Here is a 20,891-nt window from a genome sequence, read left to right as displayed (position 1 = left end):
GAAGATGCGTGATCTGATCCTTCAACTCAGCAAAAGTTCGATTTATTCAACAAAGCCGCGGTGATGCTTACGGTATGGTGGTTATCAAGTTTTATCCTGATTAGCACCCTTAATGGCTATTTCGATAATCAGGACCGCGATTTTCTGACAGGTAAACTTCAGCTCACCGAAGAGTTTCTTAAAACAGAGACGTTCCGGAACAAAACGGATATTAAGTCATTATCAGAAAAAATAAACGATGCGATGGTAGGGCACAATGGTTTATTCATTTCTATAAAAAACATGGAAAATGAAAAAATTGTTGAACTCTATGCCAAAAATTCTGTTGTTCCAGCGGTCCTGCTTAATAAGTCGGGTGATATTCTCGACTATATGATCCAGACGGAAGAAAATAACACCGTGTACCGCAGTATCTCGCGGCGGGTTGCCGTGACGCCGGAACAGGGTAAAAGCAAACATGTCATCATTACGGTTGCCACGGATACTGGGTATCACACCCTGTTTATGGATAAGCTCAGTACCTGGCTGTTCTGGTTCAATATCGGTCTGGTCTTTATTTCTGTTTTTCTGGGCTGGCTGACCACACGTATTGGTCTGAAACCGCTACGGGAAATGACCAGTCTGGCTTCCTCCATGACCGTACACAGCCTGGATCAGCGTCTTAATCCCGATTTGGCTCCGCCGGAAATTTCTGAGACCATGCAGGAGTTCAATAACATGTTCGATCGCCTGGAGGGGTCATTCCGGAAACTGTCAGATTTCTCGTCTGACATCGCGCATGAGCTGCGCACAGCGGTCAGTAATCTGATGATGCAGACGCAGTTTGCACTGGCTAAGGAAAGGGATGTTTCGCATTACCGCGAAATCTTATTCGCTTACCTGGAAGAACTGAAAAGGTTGTCACGAATGACCAGTGATATGCTTTTTCTGGCACGTTCAGAGCATGGTCTGCTGCAGCTGGATAAACATGATGTGGATCTGGCCGCCGAACTGAATGAATTACGTGAGCTGTTCGAGCCTCTGGCAGACGAAACAGGAAAGACAATCACCGTTGAAGGAGAGGGCGTTGTTGCCGGAGACAGCGATATGCTGCGACGTGCTTTCAGTAACCTGCTTTCCAATGCAATCAAGTATTCTCCCGATAACACCTGTACAGCGATACACCTTGAGCGTGACAGTGACTGTGTGAACGTGATGATTACGAATACGATGTCCGGCCAGGTTCCCGCTAATCTGGAACGTTTGTTTGATCGGTTCTATCGAGCTGATTCATCAAGGGTCCACAACACGGAAGGCGCGGGGCTGGGATTATCAATTACAAGGTCGATCATTCATGCTCATGGCGGCGAGCTGTCAGCAGAACAGCAGGGGCGGGAAATTGTGTTCAGTGTGCGCCTGTTAATGGATTAATCCCGTTCTTCAGGAGAAACCTGGAAGGTGACAAAATTGTCATCATTCAGTCACGCGATAAACAGAGGCGGTTTTTTATAATCATACATAAATCAGGAGCAGAGTGATAACGCAATCGCCTGGTTCCTGGAGTGATGAATAACCCGCCCTGAGATCAAATGCTTTCTCTGTTATAAGCCGTTGATTGTTTGGGTATGAAAACACCGGAGACCCAACCATGAAAAAGATCCTTGTATCATTTGTTGCCATTATGGCTGTCGCTTCATCCGCCATGGCTGCAGAGACAATGAACATGCATGACCAGGTAAATAATGCCCAGGCACCCGCCCATCAGATGCAGTCAACCTCTGAAAAAAGCGCTGTTCAGGGAGACAGTATGACAATGATGGATATGAGCGGACACGATCAGGCTGCAATGTCCCATGAAATGATGCAAAACGGCAACGCTTCTGCCCACCAGGACATGGCGGAGATGCATAAAAAAATGATGAAAGGCAAACCAGGGGCCACCAACGAATCAGCAACGTCATTTTCAGAAATGAACGAGCATGAAAAAGCCGCTGTTGTGCACGAGAAGGCGAATAATGGTCAGTCTTCCGTTATTCATCAGCAGCAGGCTGAAAAGCATCGCAGCCAGATCACCCAGAATTAACCCGCAGCTCCACTTGTTAGACCCTCATTTGACGCCGAAGTCACTGGCTTACGCTCCCGTCCGGGAGCGTTTTTTTTATTCTTTCATTTATCATTGAGTCTTATGGGAATGGATTTAATCAGTTACTTAATCCCTGCCTCAGCAACAAGTCCCGGAAAGAGCAGCTTTATATTCCGGGTTTTTCTGCTCATAACCTCAACGGTGGCGCTTAGGATGTACTTTGTAAGTACCCAGAGTGTGTGTCATCAGTACCGGTGTTAATGCACCAGCCCATTCCAGCCATGTATACCCATGTAAATCCCAACAGCAGCAATCAGGGCGCTTGAAATATAGGGGGCTCTTCTGGCGATGGTATTGAAGCCACTCCAGCGTTTGGCGACCTGACGAACGCTGATCGCCGCACCCACTCCAACCGTTACGAGGGTCAATGCCAGGCCGATACTGAAACAAACAACCAGTGTGGCACCCAGCGTAAGCGCTTTAAGCTGAAGGCAGATCAACAATACAGTTATAGCTGCCGGGCAAGGGATAAGCCCTCCTGTCAGTCCAAATATCAGGATTTGCCCGTTGGTTACTTCTTTCCCGTCGAAGCGGCGTTTTATGTCATTGGCATGAGCCAGTTCGTGAGCGTCCTGATACTCTTTCGAATTCACATCCAGCCCATCAAGCTCAGAGTGGTCATGGTCATGGTCGTGTTCAGCGAACGCCACATCATAGTCATGGACATGACCACGATGTCCCAGAGACAGACGTACGTTGAAACTGTGAGGCTCAGGGATGGGAGATGTTGACTCCAGATAATCACCATGATCAACAAATTCAAAAGTCTGAGAGATCGTACTGTTTTCCCGAAGTGTGGTTAATGAGATATCTTCAGAAGCCCATCTTTGGCCACTAAGAGTGCGTAGCCGCCAGTGGGGAAGTTGTCCTTCTTCAAAAATGGACAGTTCAACTTTTCCATGGCCAGTATCGATCAACCTTGTTTCGTCATGGTGATGATGTTCATTCTCCTGCATTCCCTCCAGCCAGTTTTTCTCACCGCTCCAGGTTCGCCAGAACATCCAAAAAGCCGTACCAAGGATGATCACTGAAGAGACCATCTGTAGCCAGGGTTCGGCTGATTCTGCGGTAAATTTATTACTGATATACATCCCTCCAAAAGCAATCAGCCATACGACTGCAGTGTGCGACAATGTTGCCGCGACACCCAGCATCACGGCCTGACGTACGGTGCCTTTTATAGCAATGATGAATGCTGCCATCATTGTTTTGGAGTGCCCGGGCTCCAGTCCATGAAGCGCGCCAAGCAGAATGGCGCTGGGGATGAAAAACCATGCGTTGCCTTGCTGAAGAAGTGTCGTAAATTCGTTCATGAGAATCATTCTTGGTTATTAAGTGTAGGCCGGATTCTACTCCCCCCCAGTAAAATATACTACCCCCCAGTAGAATAACGCTGGTATAGTTACATAAAATATCCAGGAGAGTGAGAGCCCACATGTCACATACCATCCGCGATAAACAAAAACTGAAAGCACGTACAAGCAAGATCCAGGGGCAGGTTGCTGCGCTGAAAAAAATGCTTGATGAACCTCACGAATGTGCCGCTGTACTGCAACAAATAGCCGCCATACGTGGTGCCGTGAATGGTTTATTGCGTGAAGTGATTAAAGGACATTTGACTGAACATATTGTTCATGAAAGTGAAGAACAGAAACGAGAAGAAGACCTGGACGTTGTGCTGAAGGTTCTGGATTCTTACATCAAGTGACAGTTTGGCTAAAAGCCCTGAGCATTAATTTATCTAAATAACACGTTATCAAGTGACGGTTTTGGGCTGTTTGTAGCGGCATAGTGAGTTTGTTTAATCAATGAGCTTTAAGATGCCCCCCTTCATGCAAGGCAACGCGTACATTTCTGGTACATCTACTTCCCTTACTTTGCTCAGGGCAACCCACATTGTTAAAGCCTCTACTCGCTGACCATCAAAATCACCCAACGTCAGATAATGGAAAAAAATTTTGGATGACATTTTGAAACGTGTCCTCTGCTGTGAACGTCGAGAGATGCTACGCGAGAAAGGAGATGACCTACTTAGTATCCTGTTAAGTAGGTCTATCTGAAGAAGTAGACAACTTTAAAGTCTTTTTCATGTTAAAGGAGACAACTTTAATGTCTGTGTACACCTACCTTTGCTCAAATCAAAATGTTCTGACATACCAAAATGGAGTGTAAAATGACTCAAAACCAGGGTTCTGAGCCAGTACCGGCGAGCCGGACAGGGCAGCTCATCAGCGCCCGGGATATGGCCATGCAGAAATTCGAAGAAGGGATGCGGTTAATCTCGGAAGCGTCGGAACTGTGCGGTCTCTCTCTCTTCACCAGCAGAATTATGCAGCCCAACGCATTTGGTCTTCCGTCGTCACTGGATCGCACCATCGAGGAGGGGCGTAAGGAAATTGACCGTAAAACGTGGAAAAGGCTCTTTGAAGAAATAGGTATGGACCGGTACTGGAACCATAAGCAAAAAGAAGCCTTTAACGAATCCCTACGTACGGATCCGCCCGTCGCTTCCCTGGAGATTGTTAAGGGAACATTACAGCATGCACTGGCTAACAGACGAGACACGCTTGCAGAAGGTTTCGTTGATGTTCTCAACAAGCTTGACCGAAGTTTTAAAAGCAATGCACGGCAATATACAATGCCGAAAAAGCTTGTTCTTCGGGGGATTTTTCCTGGTGTGAACGTACTGAGGTACAACGGTTTCTCGCAGGACAATCACTTTTGTTTACGCGACTTTGAGAATATTGTATGCATCTGTTCTGATACTCCAACACCTGCAACCGGCGGTGGGCTGAGTATGGTCGACAGGCTGACGGCCATGAGAAATACAGATTTCACAGGCGAGGTCTGCGATGAGAATGGCTGGCGGTGTCGCCTGTTTGAGAATGGAAACGTTCATATTTGTATCGACAGTATCTCGCTTCTGAATGCTCTGAACGATCTTATCAGCATATATTTTGCAAACCAGCTTCCGGCCGCAGGAAAAAAATGATGATCGAAAACGATAAAGAAAAAAGCCTGAACGATGCTACCTCGCCAGAGGTGCAGAATGACATCCGCAGCGAATCCACAGAAAAATCAAAGGAAATGGGTCGTTCAAGGTACTCATCTATTGCGATGATCGATTACTTCAATGCAATCGAACGTCTGTGCGAAGAGAAAAAAATTAACCCGGAAAATATCGATCTGAGCTTCAAAGTTCACTGGCTCAGAAACGCTGTTGGCGGCTCGTTTGCAAGGTCACAGGAGATGTTCGCTGAGTACCAGAAGTATGTTAAAGAGGTTCCTGAAGAGGCCCGTTACCTGGATATACCCGATGAGGTGAAGGTTGCACTCGGCGATATTATCTCGTACATCACCTGGCACTACCGTAGAAGCTATACCGCAATACAGAGTGATAGTGTTAAAAAAGCTGAAGCACGTAGCATGCAGCTGGAGGAGGAGGTAACGCAGCTTTTACAGCGGCTTGAGCAAAGCGCTACCGATATGGATGAGCTGAAACTTGAGAATCAGGCGCTACAGGGTCGATTAGAGATCCGGGACAGTACCGTCAAGGAGTTAGAAACAAGGCTGAATGTTGCCGAAGCAGAACTCGAAACCTGCCATCACCAGTTAGATAGCACACGGCATGAATTAAGCCTCGCACAGCAGTCAAATGACTCACTCTCCCAGCAACTGGCTGAACGTAAAACAGAGATCGCTGGTCACCTTGAATATCAAAAAAAGCTGAACGAAGAGATCAACACTCAGCGTTCTGATAATGCCGGTCTTTCCAGACAATGCGACCAGTTAAGTCAGACTGTGTCAGATACAAAGGCAGAGAGGGACAGGTTTGAACAGGAATTGATTGCTGCACAGAACCTCTGTGCTGAGCTGAAAAGTGCACTGTCCGGGAAGGAGGGTGACCTGGTGGCGGTGAATGCCGAGCTTACTGAACTCCATAAACTAAACGAGTCGCTGAGCGCCGACCTGAAAAAAGTAACTTTGGTCAGCCAGGGCTATGAAGCGGAAGTGGCTGAACAAAGCAGTGAATTAAAAACGCTCCAGTCCAAAGTAATGAAGCTGGAAGCTACCCTGGAGGCAGAGAAAACAATCTCAGAATCCCTGAAAGGCACCATTGATACATTGACTGGTGCAATGGCAGGGGGAGGTACTGGAAAGTCAAAACAGCCGCGTAGTAGAAAAACATCATGATAAATGAAGCCAGGTTGATAGACTTCTCTGCATCCCCTGGCACAGTAGACCTTCTGCGGACATTCAGCCCGTCCGCAGGAGTTTTCGTCCTTCAGTCAACAAATGCACTACCTTTTTTGAGTCTCCACTTTCCAGTGCAGAAAACACGTTACCGATTTTACCAACAGCTTGTATCTGAGTGATAACCCCAGTCTTGTAATCATCAAGGATCCCTGACAGGAAAGCGTTCAGTTTTGTCTGTTCGCTTAGTGAAAGCATGTATGACATTTTTTCTCCATTTTAAGCAGGTGTGCCAGTTGAAAGAGGTTTACGTGATTCTGGAAAATGAGGCAGCACCATAGTTTCAGATGCTGTGGTCGCATCCCAGTGCCACCATCCATAAGGCCCATATTCACGGTTGTAATAATCTTTTTTGAGTTGCTTTCGGGCCAGATAAGCAGGAGTGGCCATACCAAATACTTCCATCGGGAACGGCTTATCGCTTTTTGTGTCGAGCAGGTAGAAGTCAGGGAACACCTCACTAATACTCGCATCATAACGCATGGGCTTAACGTACTGCCGGTGCTCTGCATCCAGCTTTTCTGCAACAACCGCCTCATAGGAGGAGTCCAGAGGTATCCAGTTCTCGCTAACGTGCATCAGCACAATTTGATGAGCTCTTACAGAAGGGCCTCTGCCGGTTACCGCAGCTGGTGACGTCAACGCAAAGACAACTATTTTCGCCCCGGATTTCCATGCTGCGTACTCCGATGAAAATCGTTTCTTTACGCTATCCCAATGGCCTTCTGAATTGAAAAAAATCAGCGGTAGCCCCCCAAAATTCCGCAGGGGTAAAAATTTAAGTGGCTTCTCATGCTTTTCAGCATCGTAGCGAGGTAAAACTGACAGGAGCATGAGACGTTTATCACTCATCGCCTGTGATGAAAGACGCTGAATTTGCGACTGAGCGACAGGTTGTTTCGGGTCAGGTACACCAATGAATAAATGGTCACCTATGCAGGCTCTGCCGGTACGAATTTGTTTAGCGGTTTCAAGCAGACGATACCGTACCAGTGAATCGTTACGTTTCCCTGCCATTTTCGGGTACCAGACATTCAGACCAGACTCTGTCCACAAAAGACTAAGCAAGCCCAGGAGGGTCATTGAGGCCTGACCTCCTTCTGGTCGCTGAACATGGGGCAGGGGAGGCACTTCTGATTTTTCAGGAGGATCTTTCTCTGTCATACCGATACCGAGCCTTACAGCCATATCACCTTCGGTTGTAATCCGGACCACACCACTCGCATATCCTTTCAGGCCGGTATGCCGGGCATCAAGGGAGAAGAATACACAGGAAGGATCATGCTCAATGCCCGTGTTAGCGGCTTTGACGAGAATAAAGGCATCACCGTTCGGTAAAGCACGAACATAAAGTCGCTTTTCTCCTTTTCCACGACATCCGCAGGTGATGACTGATTTTTGACCTGAGGTGTGGTGTGCCTTTTTAAGAGCCGACTGCCACCCTTTAGCAAACTCATCCTGCGTTTGAAAGTCAGGTGAGTACCTTTTGACGTTTGGATCGTCGTCGTAAGCAATCATCACTGCGAATTTTTGGCTCATAGTAGTCTCCTAAACAGGAAGTTTAATATCCCAACCAAAGCAACACTTCCTGAGCGTCATACTGTTCCTTTACGCCCATGTCGCTAAAGAATTCTTCGAAATCTGTTTCGGGAACGCAATGCCTGGACAGTTCTTGTAATGCTCGTTCTTTAGATACCGTCTCACCTTCAGCTGATTCGAAATACGTCATGGTTGACCTCTGACATTATTACAACAATCTTAAGCATTTAAATTGATGAAGGAGCTCAGGTCAGCTGACTTCGTCGTAAAACTGCCGCAAGCGCTGGGAGGCTGCAAATTCAATTCGAGACTTCAGCAGTTTGGCGACGGCCGCAAAGACATCAACGACCACGGAGTTCCCAAACTGTCTGTAAGCCTGTGTATTGGACACAGGGATACGGAAAACACTTTCCCCGGGTTTATCGAAGCCCATTAGCCTGCTGCATTCACGTGGCGTTAGCATGCGTGGCCGACGGTCCATGTTGTATGTGTTATGGAAATCAGTTTCTCCCAGCTCATGAGACCAGCCCCGATCAATAAGAATTTCAGATCCGTCTTTCATATAGCGGCTTGAGAGGGTTCTGGTGACACTATTAACATTGGAAGGATCTACTAGTCCAAAACCAAAACCATTGCCTTTTGCCGCATGTTTCTTTGCATAGTTGTATAAGTACTCCCAGAGTTTAGGGGAGAGGATGTATTTACTATCTACGCTCGGATCCAGTAAATCTGAGAGAGAAGGGCGCTTGTCCGGATAAAAGTCTTTAATATCTCTCAGAGTAAAACCGTCTTTCAGACGTAGGTCGCGGCGAAAACCAATAAGGACGATACGTTCACGGTGCTGGGGTCGGAAATGACGGCCATCGATGACTTTAGGATCATCCGCGCCCGTGCTTTCGCTGTTTGCGACGTCGTAGCCAAGCTCATCGAGCGTTTTCATGATGATGTTAAAGGTATTACCCTTATCGTGACTCTTCAGATTTTTTACGTTTTCCAGAACAAAAATTGCAGGTTGTTTTGCCCGGATGATCCTGGCCACATCAAAGAAGAGCGTACCCTGAGTGTCGCACTCGAAACCGTGTTTGCGACCCATAGAGTTCTTTTTACTGACACCGGCGATGCTGAATGGCTGGCATGGAAATCCCGCAAGAAGAACATCATGATCCGGGATAGAGGCATCGATAAATTTGTATGCCTCGTCATCAGTAACCTCGGGCCGGTTGCTAAGAGTGATGTCACGGATGTCTGAATTGAAGCGGTGCTCGTTCTCATCGCAATACCAGTTCGCCCGGTAAGTACGGCTGGAATAAGTATTCCATTCGCTCGTGAAAAGACATTTACCACCGATGGCATCAAATCCGCTTCGCAGTCCACCTATCCCTGCAAACAGATCGATAAAGCTAAAGTGCCTGTCCTCATAATCAGCAGGTCGTGAAGGTATTAAAGTCTGTAGATAGCGTCCATCTGCGATACTCAGATCACAATGCTCAGGTATGCATGTAACCTGACGTTTAAGGGATGCACGGGACCAATTACTGCCATTTTCATCATTTAATACCTGAGCCAGATATTTCAGGTCATAAATAGTCGAAGCTGTTAACAAAGTTTTGTGGATCAGAGATGGTGTTTTATCCACATCATTCAGGTCTGTCTCAAGATCATGAGTGTAACGTTTCATCCAAACTCTCTCAGGAATAATATCTTTGAGATAGATTAACACGCTTAATTTGGATTATTTTTTGGTTCAGGTTCTAAATTTATTGTGATTATTCTGCCTTTAAGTTGCAAAAAGATTGGTTTTAAGCCCGCCCATGAAATAATGACTTGTTAAAATACTGCCTGTAAATAGGCTTGTGGATACATGTCTGTACTCAACAAATTCAGGTGAAATGATGTTTTTTTTTACAAAGTTACTTTTGCCCATCATGATTGTTGTATTCCCAGTGGCGTCCTGGGGGAACTCAACAACTTTTGAGGCAAAGGTGGTTAAGATTGTTGACGGTGACACCATAACTGCGTTGGATGCTCAAAACACAACCATCAAAATACGGATGTATGGTATAGACGCTCCTGAATCTAAACAGGCTTTTGGCCAAAAAGCAAAACAGGCCTTAACCACAGCTATAGCAACTAAAATCGTTACCGTGATAGACCATGGTACGGATATCTATGGCCGTATGTTAGGTACCATCTGGTTAGATGGATATGATATCAATGCCTCTATGGTGGACAGTGGATATGCGTGGGTTTATCGGTTCGAAGATAACGCCATTGTCCCTGGCTATATCAAATATGAATCCGCAGCACAAAAGGAGGCAAAAGGGTTATGGGCAGACACCAACCCTGTCCCACCATGGCAGTGGAGACAGGCAAACGAAAAGCCCAGAAAGGTGAAAGGGAAGAAATAACCATGATGAAAGAGCCTCATCCGTTACTTCAGTTGGTACTAAACGATTCCGGTCGTCTAACCATGCCTGTTTATTATAGAGATCAACAGTATTGCCCGACTTGCCTTACAAAGGTGTTGAAGAGTGAGGATGGAAGTTTGGCGCACCTCGGGGAAATAAATCAAAATACATGTAGACCTTCTATTTCAGTAGTTGTGACAAAAGCAATTATTGAAATGTTATGTGACGGGGAAAAAATATTTGTAAATCCAATACGATACCGAGGCCGGGTGCTGGCACCCTCAGTAATTTTTTCTCCCGACACTCACACTTTCAAACCGTTTATAAATACAGACTATCAGCCTGTGGGAGCAAACTGGAAAAGTGAAAAGGGATATAAACTCGGTCTGTTTTATCTCAAAGATCGAGCCAACTCTATCAATAAAGAGGAATTTGATTTCATTGCCGTTATAGACCCTAAGGCAATGCAGAAAGAATTTATTTCGGCCTGGTCTGAGGTTGATGAAAAAAATCCATTGGAAACGCTGAAGCAGATCTTACGATCTAAAAACAACTCTTCTTTATGGGTAAAATGGCCTGGCAAAATTGAGCATGCGCAAAAAGGAAATTGCAACGAAAATTACTGGTTCGATTATCAATCTGATAATCAGGAAGTGAACTGTACGGTCTCTGTTGTAGGTATCGAAGGTAACAGTTCCGGTGAGACAATTTATAGATTGCAAACTTTGCTAAAGCGTAAGCTCAATGAATATCAACTGGTTCGGTCTTTAGGGACTATTATGCTTCTTGATAATACCGGGAATATGATTCCATCAAACCATCCTTATTTTGAAGTCATCTCAAAAGCATGTATAAATGGAGTGCGTGACTTTGTTCGTCAAAACCCGTGGGTAGTCTGACGGTCAACTATAAAGCATAATATAATTAGTAATAACAAGGAACAGACATGAATGAAAACTCAGTAATCTTAATAAGTTTATTTTGGTTTTTTTTTGGATCGAGTGTTGTAGCTGGTTTTATGGATGCATCATTATATTGCTGGATTTTTGCAGCCATAAGCGCATTGTTTCTTCTTTCGGTGATACAAACACCAAAGGAGTTAACGGTATCTATTCTTCTTGCGGTACTTATGGCAAGCTCCGCAGGTGTTTTCATTCTGGCTTATAAAGTCAAAACGAATGTCGTTTCACCAATCTATCTCTTAAAAAAGCCTACTGCATACATGGCTGAAATAGATAACCGAAGGATTCATGGTTACTAAATATTTTGCAATTGCATCATTTGACGGTCCGGGTTTATTTACCCACAGCATCGACTAATTCAAGAGGTTACATATGATAGTTTCAGAAGCAATTTTTTATTCTTCTATTATTTCCTGGGTTCTTTATTGGTGGTTTATTGGAAATATTACTAAAAAGGTAGGGATGCTTGTTGTTCCACTCACGCTTACCTTCGGATGTTACATTTATGCAATTCATTTGGATGATTCCGAACAGCAAACCAATTTACGTTGGGAGCAGATCGGTTTTATTACCTTTATAATTGTGATAATGTGGGCAGGAAAGTTTGTGATGAAAAGACTATCTGAATGATGATCTAATCCACACTTTTCGATATCTTAGAAAAGTAACTTTGTGAGCAAACAGTCATATGACATGCAAAACGCTGATCTCAAAGACAGATGATGGATACACATTTAGCATTTCACCTTACGAAGACGGGTACCGCTTATCAGTCTCGCCTGAAAATCGTCACAATGGTACCCAAAGCTTTGACGGCTGGTTCCCACGTTTTTTTTCCGAACCACAGTATGCCAAATCATCTTTAACTAAGTTTCTCGGTGAGTCCTTAGTATGGGAAGAAGATTCAAGTAATGCTCTATGAGATTACTTATTATAAATTTTTCTATTAATCTCCATGGAGTGATATATGAATTTGGCCTATTTTTTATTTTTGTCTATAACTGTTATGCTTACGAGCTTTATTATTAAATCACTTGTCGTATTGGTAAAGTTCAAATTACTTCGTGATGAACGTCTCGAATATACCAGCAATAAAAATATTGATGAGATGTACGATTTAATGAATGCGAAGGAAGAAATCCTCATAAGGCATCATAAGCAGATGTTGGCATTGCATCTTTCACTATTAATATTCGTTCTATTTATTGCTTACATTTACTAAAAATAATTTTATTCAACATTTCAACAAAGGGTTTTCAATGGAAAGCTTCGAAACTGAACAAATGATTCAATATGCTTTCTACATAAATATCGTAATAACGACTGGTTTGGCATGGTTTTGCTTGCGGTCAGGATTGCATTACAATTTTTTCAGAAAAGCAGAGAGTGCCAGAACAAAAGGGCTGAGTAGTACCTCTACTGAACACGGTCCAGCAATTGTGAGAATAAAGAAGCTACAAGCATTAGTAGATTTTATTAGTAACTGTGCTTTTCTAATCCTTTCAATTGGCACAGCTTATATTTTGTATTTTTGGATCCACAGTTAACTCATACAAGGTAACTTCGGCAAATAACAACTTCTAATGCAGGACTTTAATAACTATAACGGATGCTACATGAAAAACGACAGTTTAATTACGCGGTATAAAATACTTAAAGGCGAACGCGATGAGTCTATCTTCACCATAATAATCGCGCTAGTAGTAAAGCTGGGGCTGGTAGCCCTGGCATTCTATCTGTTGCTTGGTTCCACGATTGATTGGTCAAGCTGGAAAACCTATGCCGCCATGTTGATCTTTGGAGCATTTCTCTAAAAGGATGACCACGGCAATACCAGGTCAGACAACAAGGTCGTTAGCATGATCGTTGGAAGCAACGGAAGCACCTTGAAAAAGGTCGGCAGCACTATAAAATCCATCAGCAATGCACACAAATAAACTACTGGTATCTTAAAATGAAAGTGAAAGAGTTGATCGCCATGCTGAACGAAAGAGACCCTGAGGCAATTGTTCTGATTTCCGGCTATGAAACGATCGGCGGCACGGAAGTCGCAGAAGCTGATTTGCTCATTGATATGCAGTCAATATGCTTAGAACAGGCTGATAATCTCACAGGAAACCGTAAAGTTGTTTCTTCCGGTGGTGAAGATTCAGTTTGGTTAGGCTGGAAAGATGATTACCGTACAAAGGTGTTTTTAGAAGATGCCCAAATTCCTGATCAAGATGAATGACGGTCAGCGTTGGCTTCAAAGGCAATCTATCAGTACGTGAAACGTAAATGTTAAAAAATAACCACATATGAATCAATAACTTATGTCAAAGCTAAGTAGAGATGTCCGGGGTGGGGCAAAGTTCAAATGTCCTTTGATAATATTGAATTCCTGGATAAAAATCGCATCTTAACCTCTTCGTTTGAGTACCTTGTTGGGTTGACCCCGTATTCGCTTTATTTGTAGTATTGGGCTGCTTTGAAGTGTTTCATGTTCAAACGCGACGTGTTCTGTAAGTTCTTCCTGACAACAGAGCCGACAATATATACACATCCGCTATGGAGAATCTGACAACCGCTATGCGTATTACGCCACCCTGAGTTTTTCCTTCCTCTGTCGTACTGAGCAAGCCTCAGCACGCACTCAATAACATCCCGTCTGCGGATGTGCTTTACCGTACGTAAAAATGTAGCCCTCCAGGGCTGACTGTATCTAAAAACTGAGAAATTACTATGTTGCTGTCCTCGACGCGTAAGGACTGGCTGGGTAACGTCCGTGGTGACGTTCTGGCCGGTATTGTTGTCGCGCTCGCACTCATTCCAGAAGCGATCGCCTTTTCCATTATCGCCGGTGTTGATCCCCAGGTGGGCCTCTACTCGGCGTTCTGTATTCCTCTCGTTATGGCCTTCTTTGGCGGACGTCCGGCGATGATTTCGTCCTCCACCGGTGCAATGGCTCTCCTGATGGTGACGCTGGTGAAAGATCATGGCTTACAGTATTTACTGGCTGCCTCCATACTGACCGGGGTATTCCAGCTGATAGCCGGATATCTGAAGCTTGGCGGGCTGATGCGTTTTGTTTCACGCTCAGTGGTCACGGGGTTTGTTAATGCACTGGCAATACTGATTTTTATGGCCCAGTTGCCTGAGCTGACCAATGTGACATGGCATGTTTATGCCATGACTGCGGCAGGGCTGGGGATCATCTATCTCTTCCCTTATATCAACAAAACCATTCCTTCACCGCTTGTGTGCATCGTGGTGCTGACTGGGATTGCCATGTGGCTGCATCTGGATGTGCGAACCGTCGGGGATATGGGGAAACTTCCCGACAGTCTGCCGGTCTTCCTGCTCCCGGACGTGCCTTTAAATCTTCAGACGCTGCTCATCATCCTGCCATATTCTGCGGGGCTTGCGGTGGTTGGCCTGCTTGAGTCGATGATGACCGCCACTATCGTGGATGACATGACCGACACGCCAAGCGACAAAAACAGGGAGTGCAAAGCTCAGGGCATCGCGAACATCTGCACATCCTTTATCGGAGGAATGGCAGGCTGCGCGATGATTGGGCAATCTGTTATCAACGTAAAATCCGGTGGACGCGGACGACTTTCAACCCTCACGGCGGGCGTGGTGCTGCTTTGCCTGATTGTGTTCCTGCGCAACTGGGTCTCCCAAATTCCGATGGCAGCGCTGGTCGCGGTGATGATTATGGTTTCCATCGGGACATTCTCCTGGCGCTCCATTGCCAACCTGCGGACACACCCCCTTTCAACCAGCGTGGTCATGCTTGCCACCGTCGCGGTTGTGGTGGCAACACATAATCTGGCCTTCGGTGTGCTGACCGGTGTACTGATTGCTTCGCTCAATTTTGCCACTAAAGTATCCCGGTTCATGCGTGTAACCTCAGTTCTGGAGGGGACGAGCCGGACGTATACCGTCACCGGCCAGGTATTCTTTGCATCAGCAGACCGCTTTACGAGCCACTTTGATTTCCGTGAAGCGATTGAGAATGTGGTGATAGACGTTTCACATGCCCATTTCTGGGACATCACGTCCGTCAGCGCCCTGGATAAGGTGGTCATTAAGTTCCGTAGAGAGGGCGCCGGGGTTGAAATACGTGGGATGAATGAAGCCACCCGCACCATCGTTGACCGGTTTGGTGTTCACGATAAACCTGAAGAAGTCGAAAAACTGATGGGCGGTCATTAACAGACTGGAGGGAAAACTATGAATAATACTGTTACAGCCTGTGTGGACGGTTCACTTTCAACGCGGTCAGTGTGTGAATATGCGGCGTGGGCAGCCCGCACTTTGCAATCACAGCTAGCACTGTTGCACGTTATCGAAAAAGACAGCACCCCGGTAGTGTCAGACCTGACCGGCACTCTCGGCATAGACAGTCAGCAATTGCTGACCGATGAGCTGGTAGAAATTGAAGGGCAACGTAATCGCCTGCTGATGGCCCAGGGGAAAGCAATACTGGAAAGTTGTGCTGAACTGCTTCAAAAACAGGGAAGCCCGGATGTGCTTTTGATGCAAAAACACGGTACACCGGATGAAGTTCTGGCAGAGCTGAGCGACCTTCGTCTCATGGTGCTGGGGCGTCGGGGTAGCCAGCATCCGGTAGGCTCTCATCTGGAAAGCGTTATTCGTCTGCAAAAGAAACCCCTACTGGTTGTTCCGGAGAACTACTCAGTGCCTTCCAGAGTCATGCTGGCTTATGATGGCAGTGAAGAAAGCAGGAGTAACCTGGAACGTCTGACGATGAGTCCCTTACTCAGGGGGCTGGAGTGCCACCTTGTCATGGTAAACGGTAAGAAGGAAGAGCTGCTGACCGCACAGCAAATTTTACGTGACGCGGATATAGAAAACAGCACAACACATCTTACCGGGCAATCAGTCGGGGACGCGCTTATTCGTTACGCCGAGGAAAATGCTGTCGATCTGATAGTGATGGGGGCCTACGGTCATTCCAGGTTGCGGCAGTTCTTTATCGGTAGTCATACCTCCGAAATGCTGCAAAAGACGCAACAACCGCTTCTTATCCTCCGTTAGCACTGATTATCTTAAATAAAAAAGGGCGAGTTCTCTCGCCCTTCGTCACAAGAACACGTTTAGTTCAGCCGGTTACCTTTTTCATCAACTACCTTCTCACCGTCCTCTTTCGTGAACGCGCTTTTCTGCGCATCGGGAAGAATATCCAGCACGACTTCAGAAGGGCGGCATAGCCGGGTACCCAGCGGCGTTACCACGATAGGGCGATTGATCAGAACAGGGTGCTGCAACATAAAATCGATTAACTGCTCGTCAGTAAAGCGGTCTTCCGCCAGCCCTAACGCTTCAAAAGGTTCGACATTCTTACGCAGCAGCGCTCGTACCGTGATCCCCATATCCGCAATGAGTTTTACCAGCTCAGCTCGTGATGGTGGGGTTTCAAGATAATGAATAACGGTCGGCTCTGTACCGCTGTTGCGGATCATTTCAAGGGTATTGCGTGACGTGCCGCAGGCCGGGTTGTGATAAATGGTAATGTTGCTCATATCAGTATCTCATTACAAAGTGAAAGACAGACGAAGCGCCAGTGCTGCAAGCGTGACAAACAGCACGGGGATTGTCATGACAATGCCCACCCGGAAGTAATATCCCCAGGTAATTTTGATATTTTTCTGCGACAGAACGTGCAGCCACAGTAACGTTGCCAGACTGCCGATAGGGGTAATTTTTGGCCCCAGGTCGCTGCCGATGACGTTGGCGTAAATCATCGCTTCTTTGATAACACCGGTCGCTGTGCTGCCATCAATCGACAGCGCCCCGACCAGCACGGTCGGCATATTGTTCATCACTGATGACAGGAAGGCCGTCAGGAAGCCCGTACCCAGCGTTGCCGCCCACAATCCCTGCTCTGCCAGCTGATTCAGCAAGGAAGAGAGATAGTGGGTCAGACCGGCATTTCGTAAGCCGTAGACCACCAGGTACATCCCCAGCGAGAAGATAACGATTTGCCAGGGCGCACCACGCAGCACCTTACCGGTGTTAATGGCATGCCCTTTTTTCGCAACAGCAAACAGAAGCAATGCACCAGCGGCTGCGACCAAACTGACCGGTACGCCCAGCGGCTCCAGTCCGAAGAATCCCACCAGAAGCAACACCAGAACCAGCCAGCCGGTTTTAAAGGTATTCACATCACGTATAGCGTCTTTCGGTTCTTTCAACAGAGAAACGTCGTAAACGGCGGGAATGTCCTTACGGAAAAACAGATGCAGCATCACCAGCGTAGCCGCAATCGCGGCCAGGTTAACCGGGACCATCACGGCGGCATATTCTGAGAAACCAAGCTTAAAGAAATCCGCCGAGACGATATTCACCAGGTTTGAGACAATCAGTGGCAGGCTTGCCGTGTCAGCGATAAACCCTGCGGCCATGATAAACGCTAAGGTTGCTCCCCGGCTGAATCCCAGCGCCAGCAGCATCGCGATAACGATAGGTGTCAGGATCAGTGCCGCACCGTCGTTGGCAAACAGTGCCGCAACCATCGCACCAAGCAGGACGATCCAGGTGAAGAGCAGCCGCCCCCGGCCATTCCCCCAACGGGCAACGTGCAGCGCGGCCCATTCAAAGAAGCCGGATTCGTCGAGCAGAAGACTGATGATGATCACGGCGATAAAGGTGGCGGTCGCATTCCACACTATCTGCCAGACCACCGGAATATCCCCCAGATGAACGACGCCAGTCAGCAATGCCAGAATTGCGCCCAGTGAGGCACTCCAGCCAATCCCCAGCCCTCTGGGTTGCCAGATAACCAGGACGAGCGTGAATAAAAAGATAGCACCAGCCAGTAACATCAGAAACTCCATTCACATTTGTTTATTCGGATATATATATCGCCATCAGCAGGAGACAGATGCCACGCTACTGAGCTTGTTGCGTATGTTTTCTCGTTCACAGTTCCAGGCTGTATCAATAATACCCGCAGCCCATGCTGGCATGTGTGGCGACAGTCGGTAATGCACCCATTTTCCTTCGCGACGGTCGATGACCAGCTCGGCTTCACGTAAAAGGGCCATATGGCGAGAAATTTTTGGCTGAGACTCTGCGGTTGCCGCACAGATGTCACAGACGCACATTTCACCGGACTCCCTGAGAAGCATCACGATAGTTGAACGGGTCTCGTCGGCGAGCAGTTTAAAAAGCTGAACAGGCTGTAGCATGCTTAACCTCGTAAAAAAATAACAATACATATGGTATTTCATATGTGATAACTTTTAAAGCATAGCTTATGAAATGGAGATTTTTTATGACCGACTTACCAGCAATCGAACCGGCTTATTTTGATGATGCGCTTGCCAGCAAACTTACGGGCAACAACGAAACCATGCCGCGAATTCTCATCCTGTACGGTTCAGTACGAGAGCGGTCCTACAGTCGTTTTGCAGCGGAAGAGGCCGGGCGGTTGCTGGCAAAGATGGGGGCTGAGGTGAAAATATTTAACCCATCCGGTCTGCCGTTACCCGATGATGCGCCCGAAAGTCACCCCAAAGTGCTTGAACTCCGCGAGCTGGTCAGGTGGTGTGACGGAATGGTCTGGAGTTCTCCGGAAAGACATGGCGCCATGAGCTCGGTGATGAAGGCCCAGATTGACTGGATACCCCTGAGTGAAGGTGCTGTTCGTCCTTCCCAGGGTAAAACGCTGGCCGTCATGCAGGTTTGTGGTGGTTCACAGTCGTTTAACACGGTCAATCAGATGCGGATACTTGGCCGCTGGATGCGGATGTTCACCATCCCCAATCAGTCGTCAGTGCCAAAGGCATGGCAGGAATTTGATGATGAAGGGCGCATGAAACCCTCACCCTGGTATGACAGGATTGTCGACGTTACCGAAGAGTTGTTCAAAATGACGTTACTCCTGAAAGGGCACACAGCCTACCTGTCCGACCGCTACAGCGAAAGGAAAGAGAGTCATCAGGAGCTCGCGGCACGGGTCAATCAGGCCAAAATCTGACAGCCAGGCATGCCCGGATGGATTACCGGGCTTTAAATCGGTTTCTTCCCAAATATCTCTTCAGAGCGTGACTGAAGTTTCACCAGGGCATTGAACATATCGTCCTGATCCAGGGAACGCTGGGATTTCTTCGTCGTGGGAGCTTTACGCCTGCGAGAAGGGCCGTCTCCGGATGGTACGGATTGCGACCGGTTATTATCCCGCTCGGCCTGGACCAGCTGCGCCATTTCCAGGGCCCGCCCCAGACGTTTGTTATCCACAATGGCCCCCTGATCGATTTCAGAAAGCTTGTCATAGGTGGAGTAGGGAAGTGATACGCCATTAAGCCGGAGCTCTTTATGTCCATCCGGGTAATGCCAGACATCGATGTATTTACCAATCGCCCGACGACTGAATTCGCTGTCTTCAATCAGATAAAGGACTTTGTCGTATTGCACTGTGAGTGATTTCGACACTTTACGAGCTTCACGCCAGTTAAATACCATATCAAGATCGTCATCGACATCCAGTTCCCGATGAACATCAAACGCCTGGCGAGGCGCTTTTGCGAAACGACGGTTGTAATCGTTCATGAACTCTTCGGCAAATGCGTTCGCAGCTTCCATGGAACTGATGCCCTGGAGCCTGAGCTCCTTGACCAGTCGGTCCTGAAGCGTCAGGTGCGCCCGTTCAACGCGGCCTTTGGCAGCACTGGTTTCTGCACAAATGGTCTGAATGTTCAGTTCATGCATCGCACGGCCAAACTGGGTATCGCCGTCGCCGCCGGTTGCATTTTTATTGTTGATCCTGAATACGCTGGCTTTGTCGCTGTACAGCGCAAGCGGTTTGCCATGTTTTTCAATATAGCCCCGGGTCGCTTCAAAATAGGTGAAAGTAGACTCAGATTTCACGAAAAGAAGCTGCATTAAACGACTGGTTGCGTCATCAACGTAAACCAGTGCCGTACACTTAGGTCCCCGATTTTCAAACCAGTGGTGGTCGCAGCCGTCGATTTGTATGAGTTCACCGGCACAGGCACGGCGGTAACGAGGTTGCTGAATTTTTGGCGCACGTTGCTTACGTGGGACCCACAGACTGGCCTGAGTCATCAGCTTACGGACGGTTTCTTTGGAAAGATGAACACCGTGCACCTCAGACAGTTTTTCACAGGCCAGCGTCGGACCGAAATCGTTATAGCGTTCGCGAATAATGTTCAGCGCGTATGCGGCCAGTCCCTGAGGCAACTGGTTGTTACTGGATTTACCACGACGGCGGCTGGTCATGCCAATCGGACCATCTTCACGATAACGCGCAAGCAGACGACGGCACTGACGGTCGGAGATACCAAGCCGCTGAGCTGCCATTTGTGTTGTCAGACGCCGGTCGATGACATCCTGAATGATTTTGAGTCGGTTAACTTCATCCAATGTGAAAAACTCCGCTGCGAGAGCCGTCATGGTAATCCTTACTTGATTATACACGCCGGACATCTTAACTTAGCCATTATCGGACATTACAACTTTGCTACTACAACTTATGTCAAGGCTCAATTGAAATGTCCGTTATCCAGCTCAATTAAAATGACCACTTTGATCTCTCATTCTCTTTACTGATAGACTTGGCTTTGTTGAATAAAT

23 protein-coding genes are annotated in these 20,891 nt (G+C 47.0%); 14 read left to right on the top strand and 9 right to left on the bottom strand.

What is annotated here, in order from left to right:
* Positions 1–63: 63 nt before the first annotated feature.
* Positions 64–1,410, top strand: coding sequence for a copper resistance membrane spanning protein PcoS (pcoS, locus tag ACOTX7_RS22285; RefSeq protein WP_004248839.1), 1,347 nt, complete (start codon positions 64–66; stop codon positions 1,408–1,410).
* 217 nt (positions 1,411–1,627) lie between these two features.
* Positions 1,628–2,062, top strand: coding sequence for a hypothetical protein (locus tag ACOTX7_RS22280; protein ID WP_000723070.1), 435 nt, complete (start codon positions 1,628–1,630; stop codon positions 2,060–2,062).
* Positions 2,063–2,319: 257 nt separating this feature from the next.
* Here ACOTX7_RS22280 and ACOTX7_RS22275 read toward each other — a convergent pair whose 3' ends face one another.
* Entirely contained in the window at positions 2,320–3,435 is a 1,116-nt protein-coding gene (locus ACOTX7_RS22275) for a nickel/cobalt efflux protein RcnA (protein ID WP_001572377.1), read from the bottom strand.
* A gap of 122 nt (positions 3,436–3,557) precedes the next feature.
* Here ACOTX7_RS22275 and rcnR point away from each other — a divergent pair, with 122 nt between their 5' ends.
* The 3 genes from rcnR (at position 3,558) to ACOTX7_RS22260 (ending at position 6,316) form a co-directional block, all read left to right on the top strand.
* Positions 3,558–3,830: a Ni(II)/Co(II)-binding transcriptional repressor RcnR gene (gene rcnR / locus ACOTX7_RS22270; RefSeq protein WP_000019951.1), complete on the top strand. Its 273-nt coding sequence runs from the start codon at positions 3,558–3,560 to the stop codon at positions 3,828–3,830.
* A 465-nt stretch (positions 3,831–4,295) separates the two neighbouring features.
* A complete protein-coding gene (locus ACOTX7_RS22265; protein ID WP_000193207.1) occupies positions 4,296–5,114 on the top strand; it encodes a DUF4942 domain-containing protein in 819 nt (272 codons plus the stop codon).
* Positions 5,111–6,316 (top strand): hypothetical protein, encoded by a 1,206-nt coding sequence (locus ACOTX7_RS22260; RefSeq protein ID WP_001371952.1) that lies wholly within the window; start codon positions 5,111–5,113, stop codon positions 6,314–6,316. Before ACOTX7_RS22265 ends, ACOTX7_RS22260 begins: the two co-directional genes overlap by 4 nt.
* Positions 6,317–6,379: 63 nt before the next feature.
* Here ACOTX7_RS22260 and ACOTX7_RS22255 read toward each other — a convergent pair whose 3' ends face one another.
* From ACOTX7_RS22255 to ACOTX7_RS22240, 4 genes are read right to left on the bottom strand one after another with little or no spacing between them, the layout of a single operon-like run.
* Positions 6,380–6,583 (bottom strand): hypothetical protein, encoded by a 204-nt coding sequence (locus tag ACOTX7_RS22255; protein WP_000121164.1) that lies wholly within the window; start codon positions 6,581–6,583, stop codon positions 6,380–6,382.
* A 12-nt stretch (positions 6,584–6,595) separates the two neighbouring features.
* Positions 6,596–7,915 carry a DUF1173 family protein gene (locus ACOTX7_RS22250; protein ID WP_000078513.1) on the bottom strand — a complete coding sequence of 440 codons (1,320 nt, stop codon included), beginning with the start codon at positions 7,913–7,915 and terminating at the stop codon, positions 6,596–6,598.
* A gap of 22 nt (positions 7,916–7,937) precedes the next feature.
* Positions 7,938–8,105 (bottom strand): hypothetical protein, encoded by a 168-nt coding sequence (locus ACOTX7_RS22245; RefSeq protein ID WP_000220758.1) that lies wholly within the window; start codon positions 8,103–8,105, stop codon positions 7,938–7,940.
* A 60-nt stretch (positions 8,106–8,165) separates the two neighbouring features.
* Positions 8,166–9,593: a DNA cytosine methyltransferase gene (locus tag ACOTX7_RS22240; protein WP_000833380.1), complete on the bottom strand. Its 1,428-nt coding sequence runs from the start codon at positions 9,591–9,593 to the stop codon at positions 8,166–8,168.
* Positions 9,594–9,807: 214 nt separating this feature from the next.
* Between ACOTX7_RS22240 and ACOTX7_RS22235 the strand changes: the two genes are divergently transcribed.
* From ACOTX7_RS22235 to ACOTX7_RS22200, 8 genes are all read left to right on the top strand, one after another.
* Positions 9,808–10,323, top strand: coding sequence for a thermonuclease family protein (locus tag ACOTX7_RS22235; protein WP_000464825.1), 516 nt, complete (start codon positions 9,808–9,810; stop codon positions 10,321–10,323).
* A 2-nt stretch (positions 10,324–10,325) separates the two neighbouring features.
* A complete protein-coding gene (locus tag ACOTX7_RS22230) occupies positions 10,326–11,222 on the top strand; it encodes a hypothetical protein (RefSeq protein WP_000975181.1) in 897 nt (298 codons plus the stop codon).
* Between the two features lie 47 nt (positions 11,223–11,269).
* Entirely contained in the window at positions 11,270–11,584 is a 315-nt protein-coding gene (locus tag ACOTX7_RS22225; protein ID WP_001005009.1) for a hypothetical protein, read from the top strand.
* A gap of 73 nt (positions 11,585–11,657) precedes the next feature.
* Complete coding sequence (locus ACOTX7_RS22220) at positions 11,658–11,915, top strand: hypothetical protein (RefSeq protein ID WP_000637193.1); 258 nt, start codon at positions 11,658–11,660, stop codon at positions 11,913–11,915.
* A gap of 986 nt (positions 11,916–12,901) precedes the next feature.
* A complete protein-coding gene (locus tag ACOTX7_RS22215; RefSeq protein ID WP_001371914.1) occupies positions 12,902–13,099 on the top strand; it encodes a hypothetical protein in 198 nt (65 codons plus the stop codon).
* A gap of 140 nt (positions 13,100–13,239) precedes the next feature.
* Entirely contained in the window at positions 13,240–13,515 is a 276-nt protein-coding gene (locus ACOTX7_RS22210) for a hypothetical protein (protein WP_000864986.1), read from the top strand.
* A 491-nt stretch (positions 13,516–14,006) separates the two neighbouring features.
* On the top strand, positions 14,007–15,485 hold the full coding sequence (locus ACOTX7_RS22205; RefSeq protein ID WP_000927306.1) for a SulP family inorganic anion transporter: 1,479 nt from the start codon (positions 14,007–14,009) through the stop codon (positions 15,483–15,485).
* 18 nt (positions 15,486–15,503) lie between these two features.
* Positions 15,504–16,331, top strand: a complete 828-nt coding sequence (locus ACOTX7_RS22200; protein ID WP_001066652.1) for a universal stress protein — start codon at positions 15,504–15,506, stop codon at positions 16,329–16,331.
* Positions 16,332–16,390: 59 nt separating this feature from the next.
* Here the strand turns inward: ACOTX7_RS22200 and arsC are convergent, their stop codons facing one another.
* Genes arsC through ACOTX7_RS22185 form a run of 3 tightly spaced genes read right to left on the bottom strand, consistent with a single transcriptional unit; the run spans position 16,391 to position 18,484 of the window.
* Positions 16,391–16,816 carry a glutaredoxin-dependent arsenate reductase gene (arsC, locus tag ACOTX7_RS22195; protein ID WP_000065802.1) on the bottom strand — a complete coding sequence of 142 codons (426 nt, stop codon included), beginning with the start codon at positions 16,814–16,816 and terminating at the stop codon, positions 16,391–16,393.
* Positions 16,817–16,828: 12 nt separating this feature from the next.
* Complete coding sequence (locus ACOTX7_RS22190) at positions 16,829–18,118, bottom strand: arsenic transporter (RefSeq protein ID WP_000922628.1); 1,290 nt, start codon at positions 18,116–18,118, stop codon at positions 16,829–16,831.
* A 45-nt stretch (positions 18,119–18,163) separates the two neighbouring features.
* Positions 18,164–18,484 carry a transcriptional regulator gene (locus ACOTX7_RS22185; protein WP_000941305.1) on the bottom strand — a complete coding sequence of 107 codons (321 nt, stop codon included), beginning with the start codon at positions 18,482–18,484 and terminating at the stop codon, positions 18,164–18,166.
* Positions 18,485–18,570: 86 nt separating this feature from the next.
* On the opposite strand from ACOTX7_RS22185, the gene arsH reads away from it, so the two are divergent.
* Positions 18,571–19,275, top strand: a complete 705-nt coding sequence (gene arsH, locus ACOTX7_RS22180) for an arsenical resistance protein ArsH (RefSeq protein WP_000130816.1) — start codon at positions 18,571–18,573, stop codon at positions 19,273–19,275.
* Positions 19,276–19,307: 32 nt separating this feature from the next.
* On the opposite strand, the gene ACOTX7_RS22175 is transcribed toward arsH, so the two are convergent.
* The gene (locus ACOTX7_RS22175; protein ID WP_000125668.1) at positions 19,308–20,711 is read right to left on the bottom strand and encodes an ISNCY family transposase; all 1,404 of its coding nucleotides are present in this window, start codon (positions 20,709–20,711) and stop codon (positions 19,308–19,310) included.
* Positions 20,712–20,891: the final 180 nt, after the last annotated feature.

The organism is Enterobacter cloacae complex sp. IR5418 (genome assembly GCF_049238105.1).
GTDB lineage: Bacteria > Pseudomonadota > Gammaproteobacteria > Enterobacterales > Enterobacteriaceae > Enterobacter > Enterobacter hormaechei.
Note: the sequence above shows the minus strand (reverse complement) of the source record. Positions and strands in the feature narration are given on the sequence as shown.

Coding starts and splice junctions, on each gene's coding strand:
- pcoS (WP_004248839.1), top strand. CDS start 64: ATGCTTACGGTATGGTGGTTATCAAGTTTTATCCTGATTAGCACCCTT.
- ACOTX7_RS22280 (WP_000723070.1), top strand. CDS start 1,628: ATGAAAAAGATCCTTGTATCATTTGTTGCCATTATGGCTGTCGCTTCA.
- ACOTX7_RS22275 (WP_001572377.1), bottom strand. CDS start 3,435: ATGAACGAATTTACGACACTTCTTCAGCAAGGCAACGCATGGTTTTTC.
- rcnR (WP_000019951.1), top strand. CDS start 3,558: ATGTCACATACCATCCGCGATAAACAAAAACTGAAAGCACGTACAAGC.
- ACOTX7_RS22265 (WP_000193207.1), top strand. CDS start 4,296: ATGACTCAAAACCAGGGTTCTGAGCCAGTACCGGCGAGCCGGACAGGG.
- ACOTX7_RS22260 (WP_001371952.1), top strand. CDS start 5,111: ATGATGATCGAAAACGATAAAGAAAAAAGCCTGAACGATGCTACCTCG.
- ACOTX7_RS22255 (WP_000121164.1), bottom strand. CDS start 6,583: ATGTCATACATGCTTTCACTAAGCGAACAGACAAAACTGAACGCTTTC.
- ACOTX7_RS22250 (WP_000078513.1), bottom strand. CDS start 7,915: ATGAGCCAAAAATTCGCAGTGATGATTGCTTACGACGACGATCCAAAC.
- ACOTX7_RS22245 (WP_000220758.1), bottom strand. CDS start 8,105: ATGACGTATTTCGAATCAGCTGAAGGTGAGACGGTATCTAAAGAACGA.
- ACOTX7_RS22240 (WP_000833380.1), bottom strand. CDS start 9,593: ATGAAACGTTACACTCATGATCTTGAGACAGACCTGAATGATGTGGAT.
- ACOTX7_RS22235 (WP_000464825.1), top strand. CDS start 9,808: ATGTTTTTTTTTACAAAGTTACTTTTGCCCATCATGATTGTTGTATTC.
- ACOTX7_RS22230 (WP_000975181.1), top strand. CDS start 10,326: ATGATGAAAGAGCCTCATCCGTTACTTCAGTTGGTACTAAACGATTCC.
- ACOTX7_RS22225 (WP_001005009.1), top strand. CDS start 11,270: ATGAATGAAAACTCAGTAATCTTAATAAGTTTATTTTGGTTTTTTTTT.
- ACOTX7_RS22220 (WP_000637193.1), top strand. CDS start 11,658: ATGATAGTTTCAGAAGCAATTTTTTATTCTTCTATTATTTCCTGGGTT.
- ACOTX7_RS22215 (WP_001371914.1), top strand. CDS start 12,902: ATGAAAAACGACAGTTTAATTACGCGGTATAAAATACTTAAAGGCGAA.
- ACOTX7_RS22210 (WP_000864986.1), top strand. CDS start 13,240: ATGAAAGTGAAAGAGTTGATCGCCATGCTGAACGAAAGAGACCCTGAG.
- ACOTX7_RS22205 (WP_000927306.1), top strand. CDS start 14,007: ATGTTGCTGTCCTCGACGCGTAAGGACTGGCTGGGTAACGTCCGTGGT.
- ACOTX7_RS22200 (WP_001066652.1), top strand. CDS start 15,504: ATGAATAATACTGTTACAGCCTGTGTGGACGGTTCACTTTCAACGCGG.
- arsC (WP_000065802.1), bottom strand. CDS start 16,816: ATGAGCAACATTACCATTTATCACAACCCGGCCTGCGGCACGTCACGC.
- ACOTX7_RS22190 (WP_000922628.1), bottom strand. CDS start 18,118: ATGTTACTGGCTGGTGCTATCTTTTTATTCACGCTCGTCCTGGTTATC.
- ACOTX7_RS22185 (WP_000941305.1), bottom strand. CDS start 18,484: ATGCTACAGCCTGTTCAGCTTTTTAAACTGCTCGCCGACGAGACCCGT.
- arsH (WP_000130816.1), top strand. CDS start 18,571: ATGACCGACTTACCAGCAATCGAACCGGCTTATTTTGATGATGCGCTT.
- ACOTX7_RS22175 (WP_000125668.1), bottom strand. CDS start 20,711: ATGACGGCTCTCGCAGCGGAGTTTTTCACATTGGATGAAGTTAACCGA.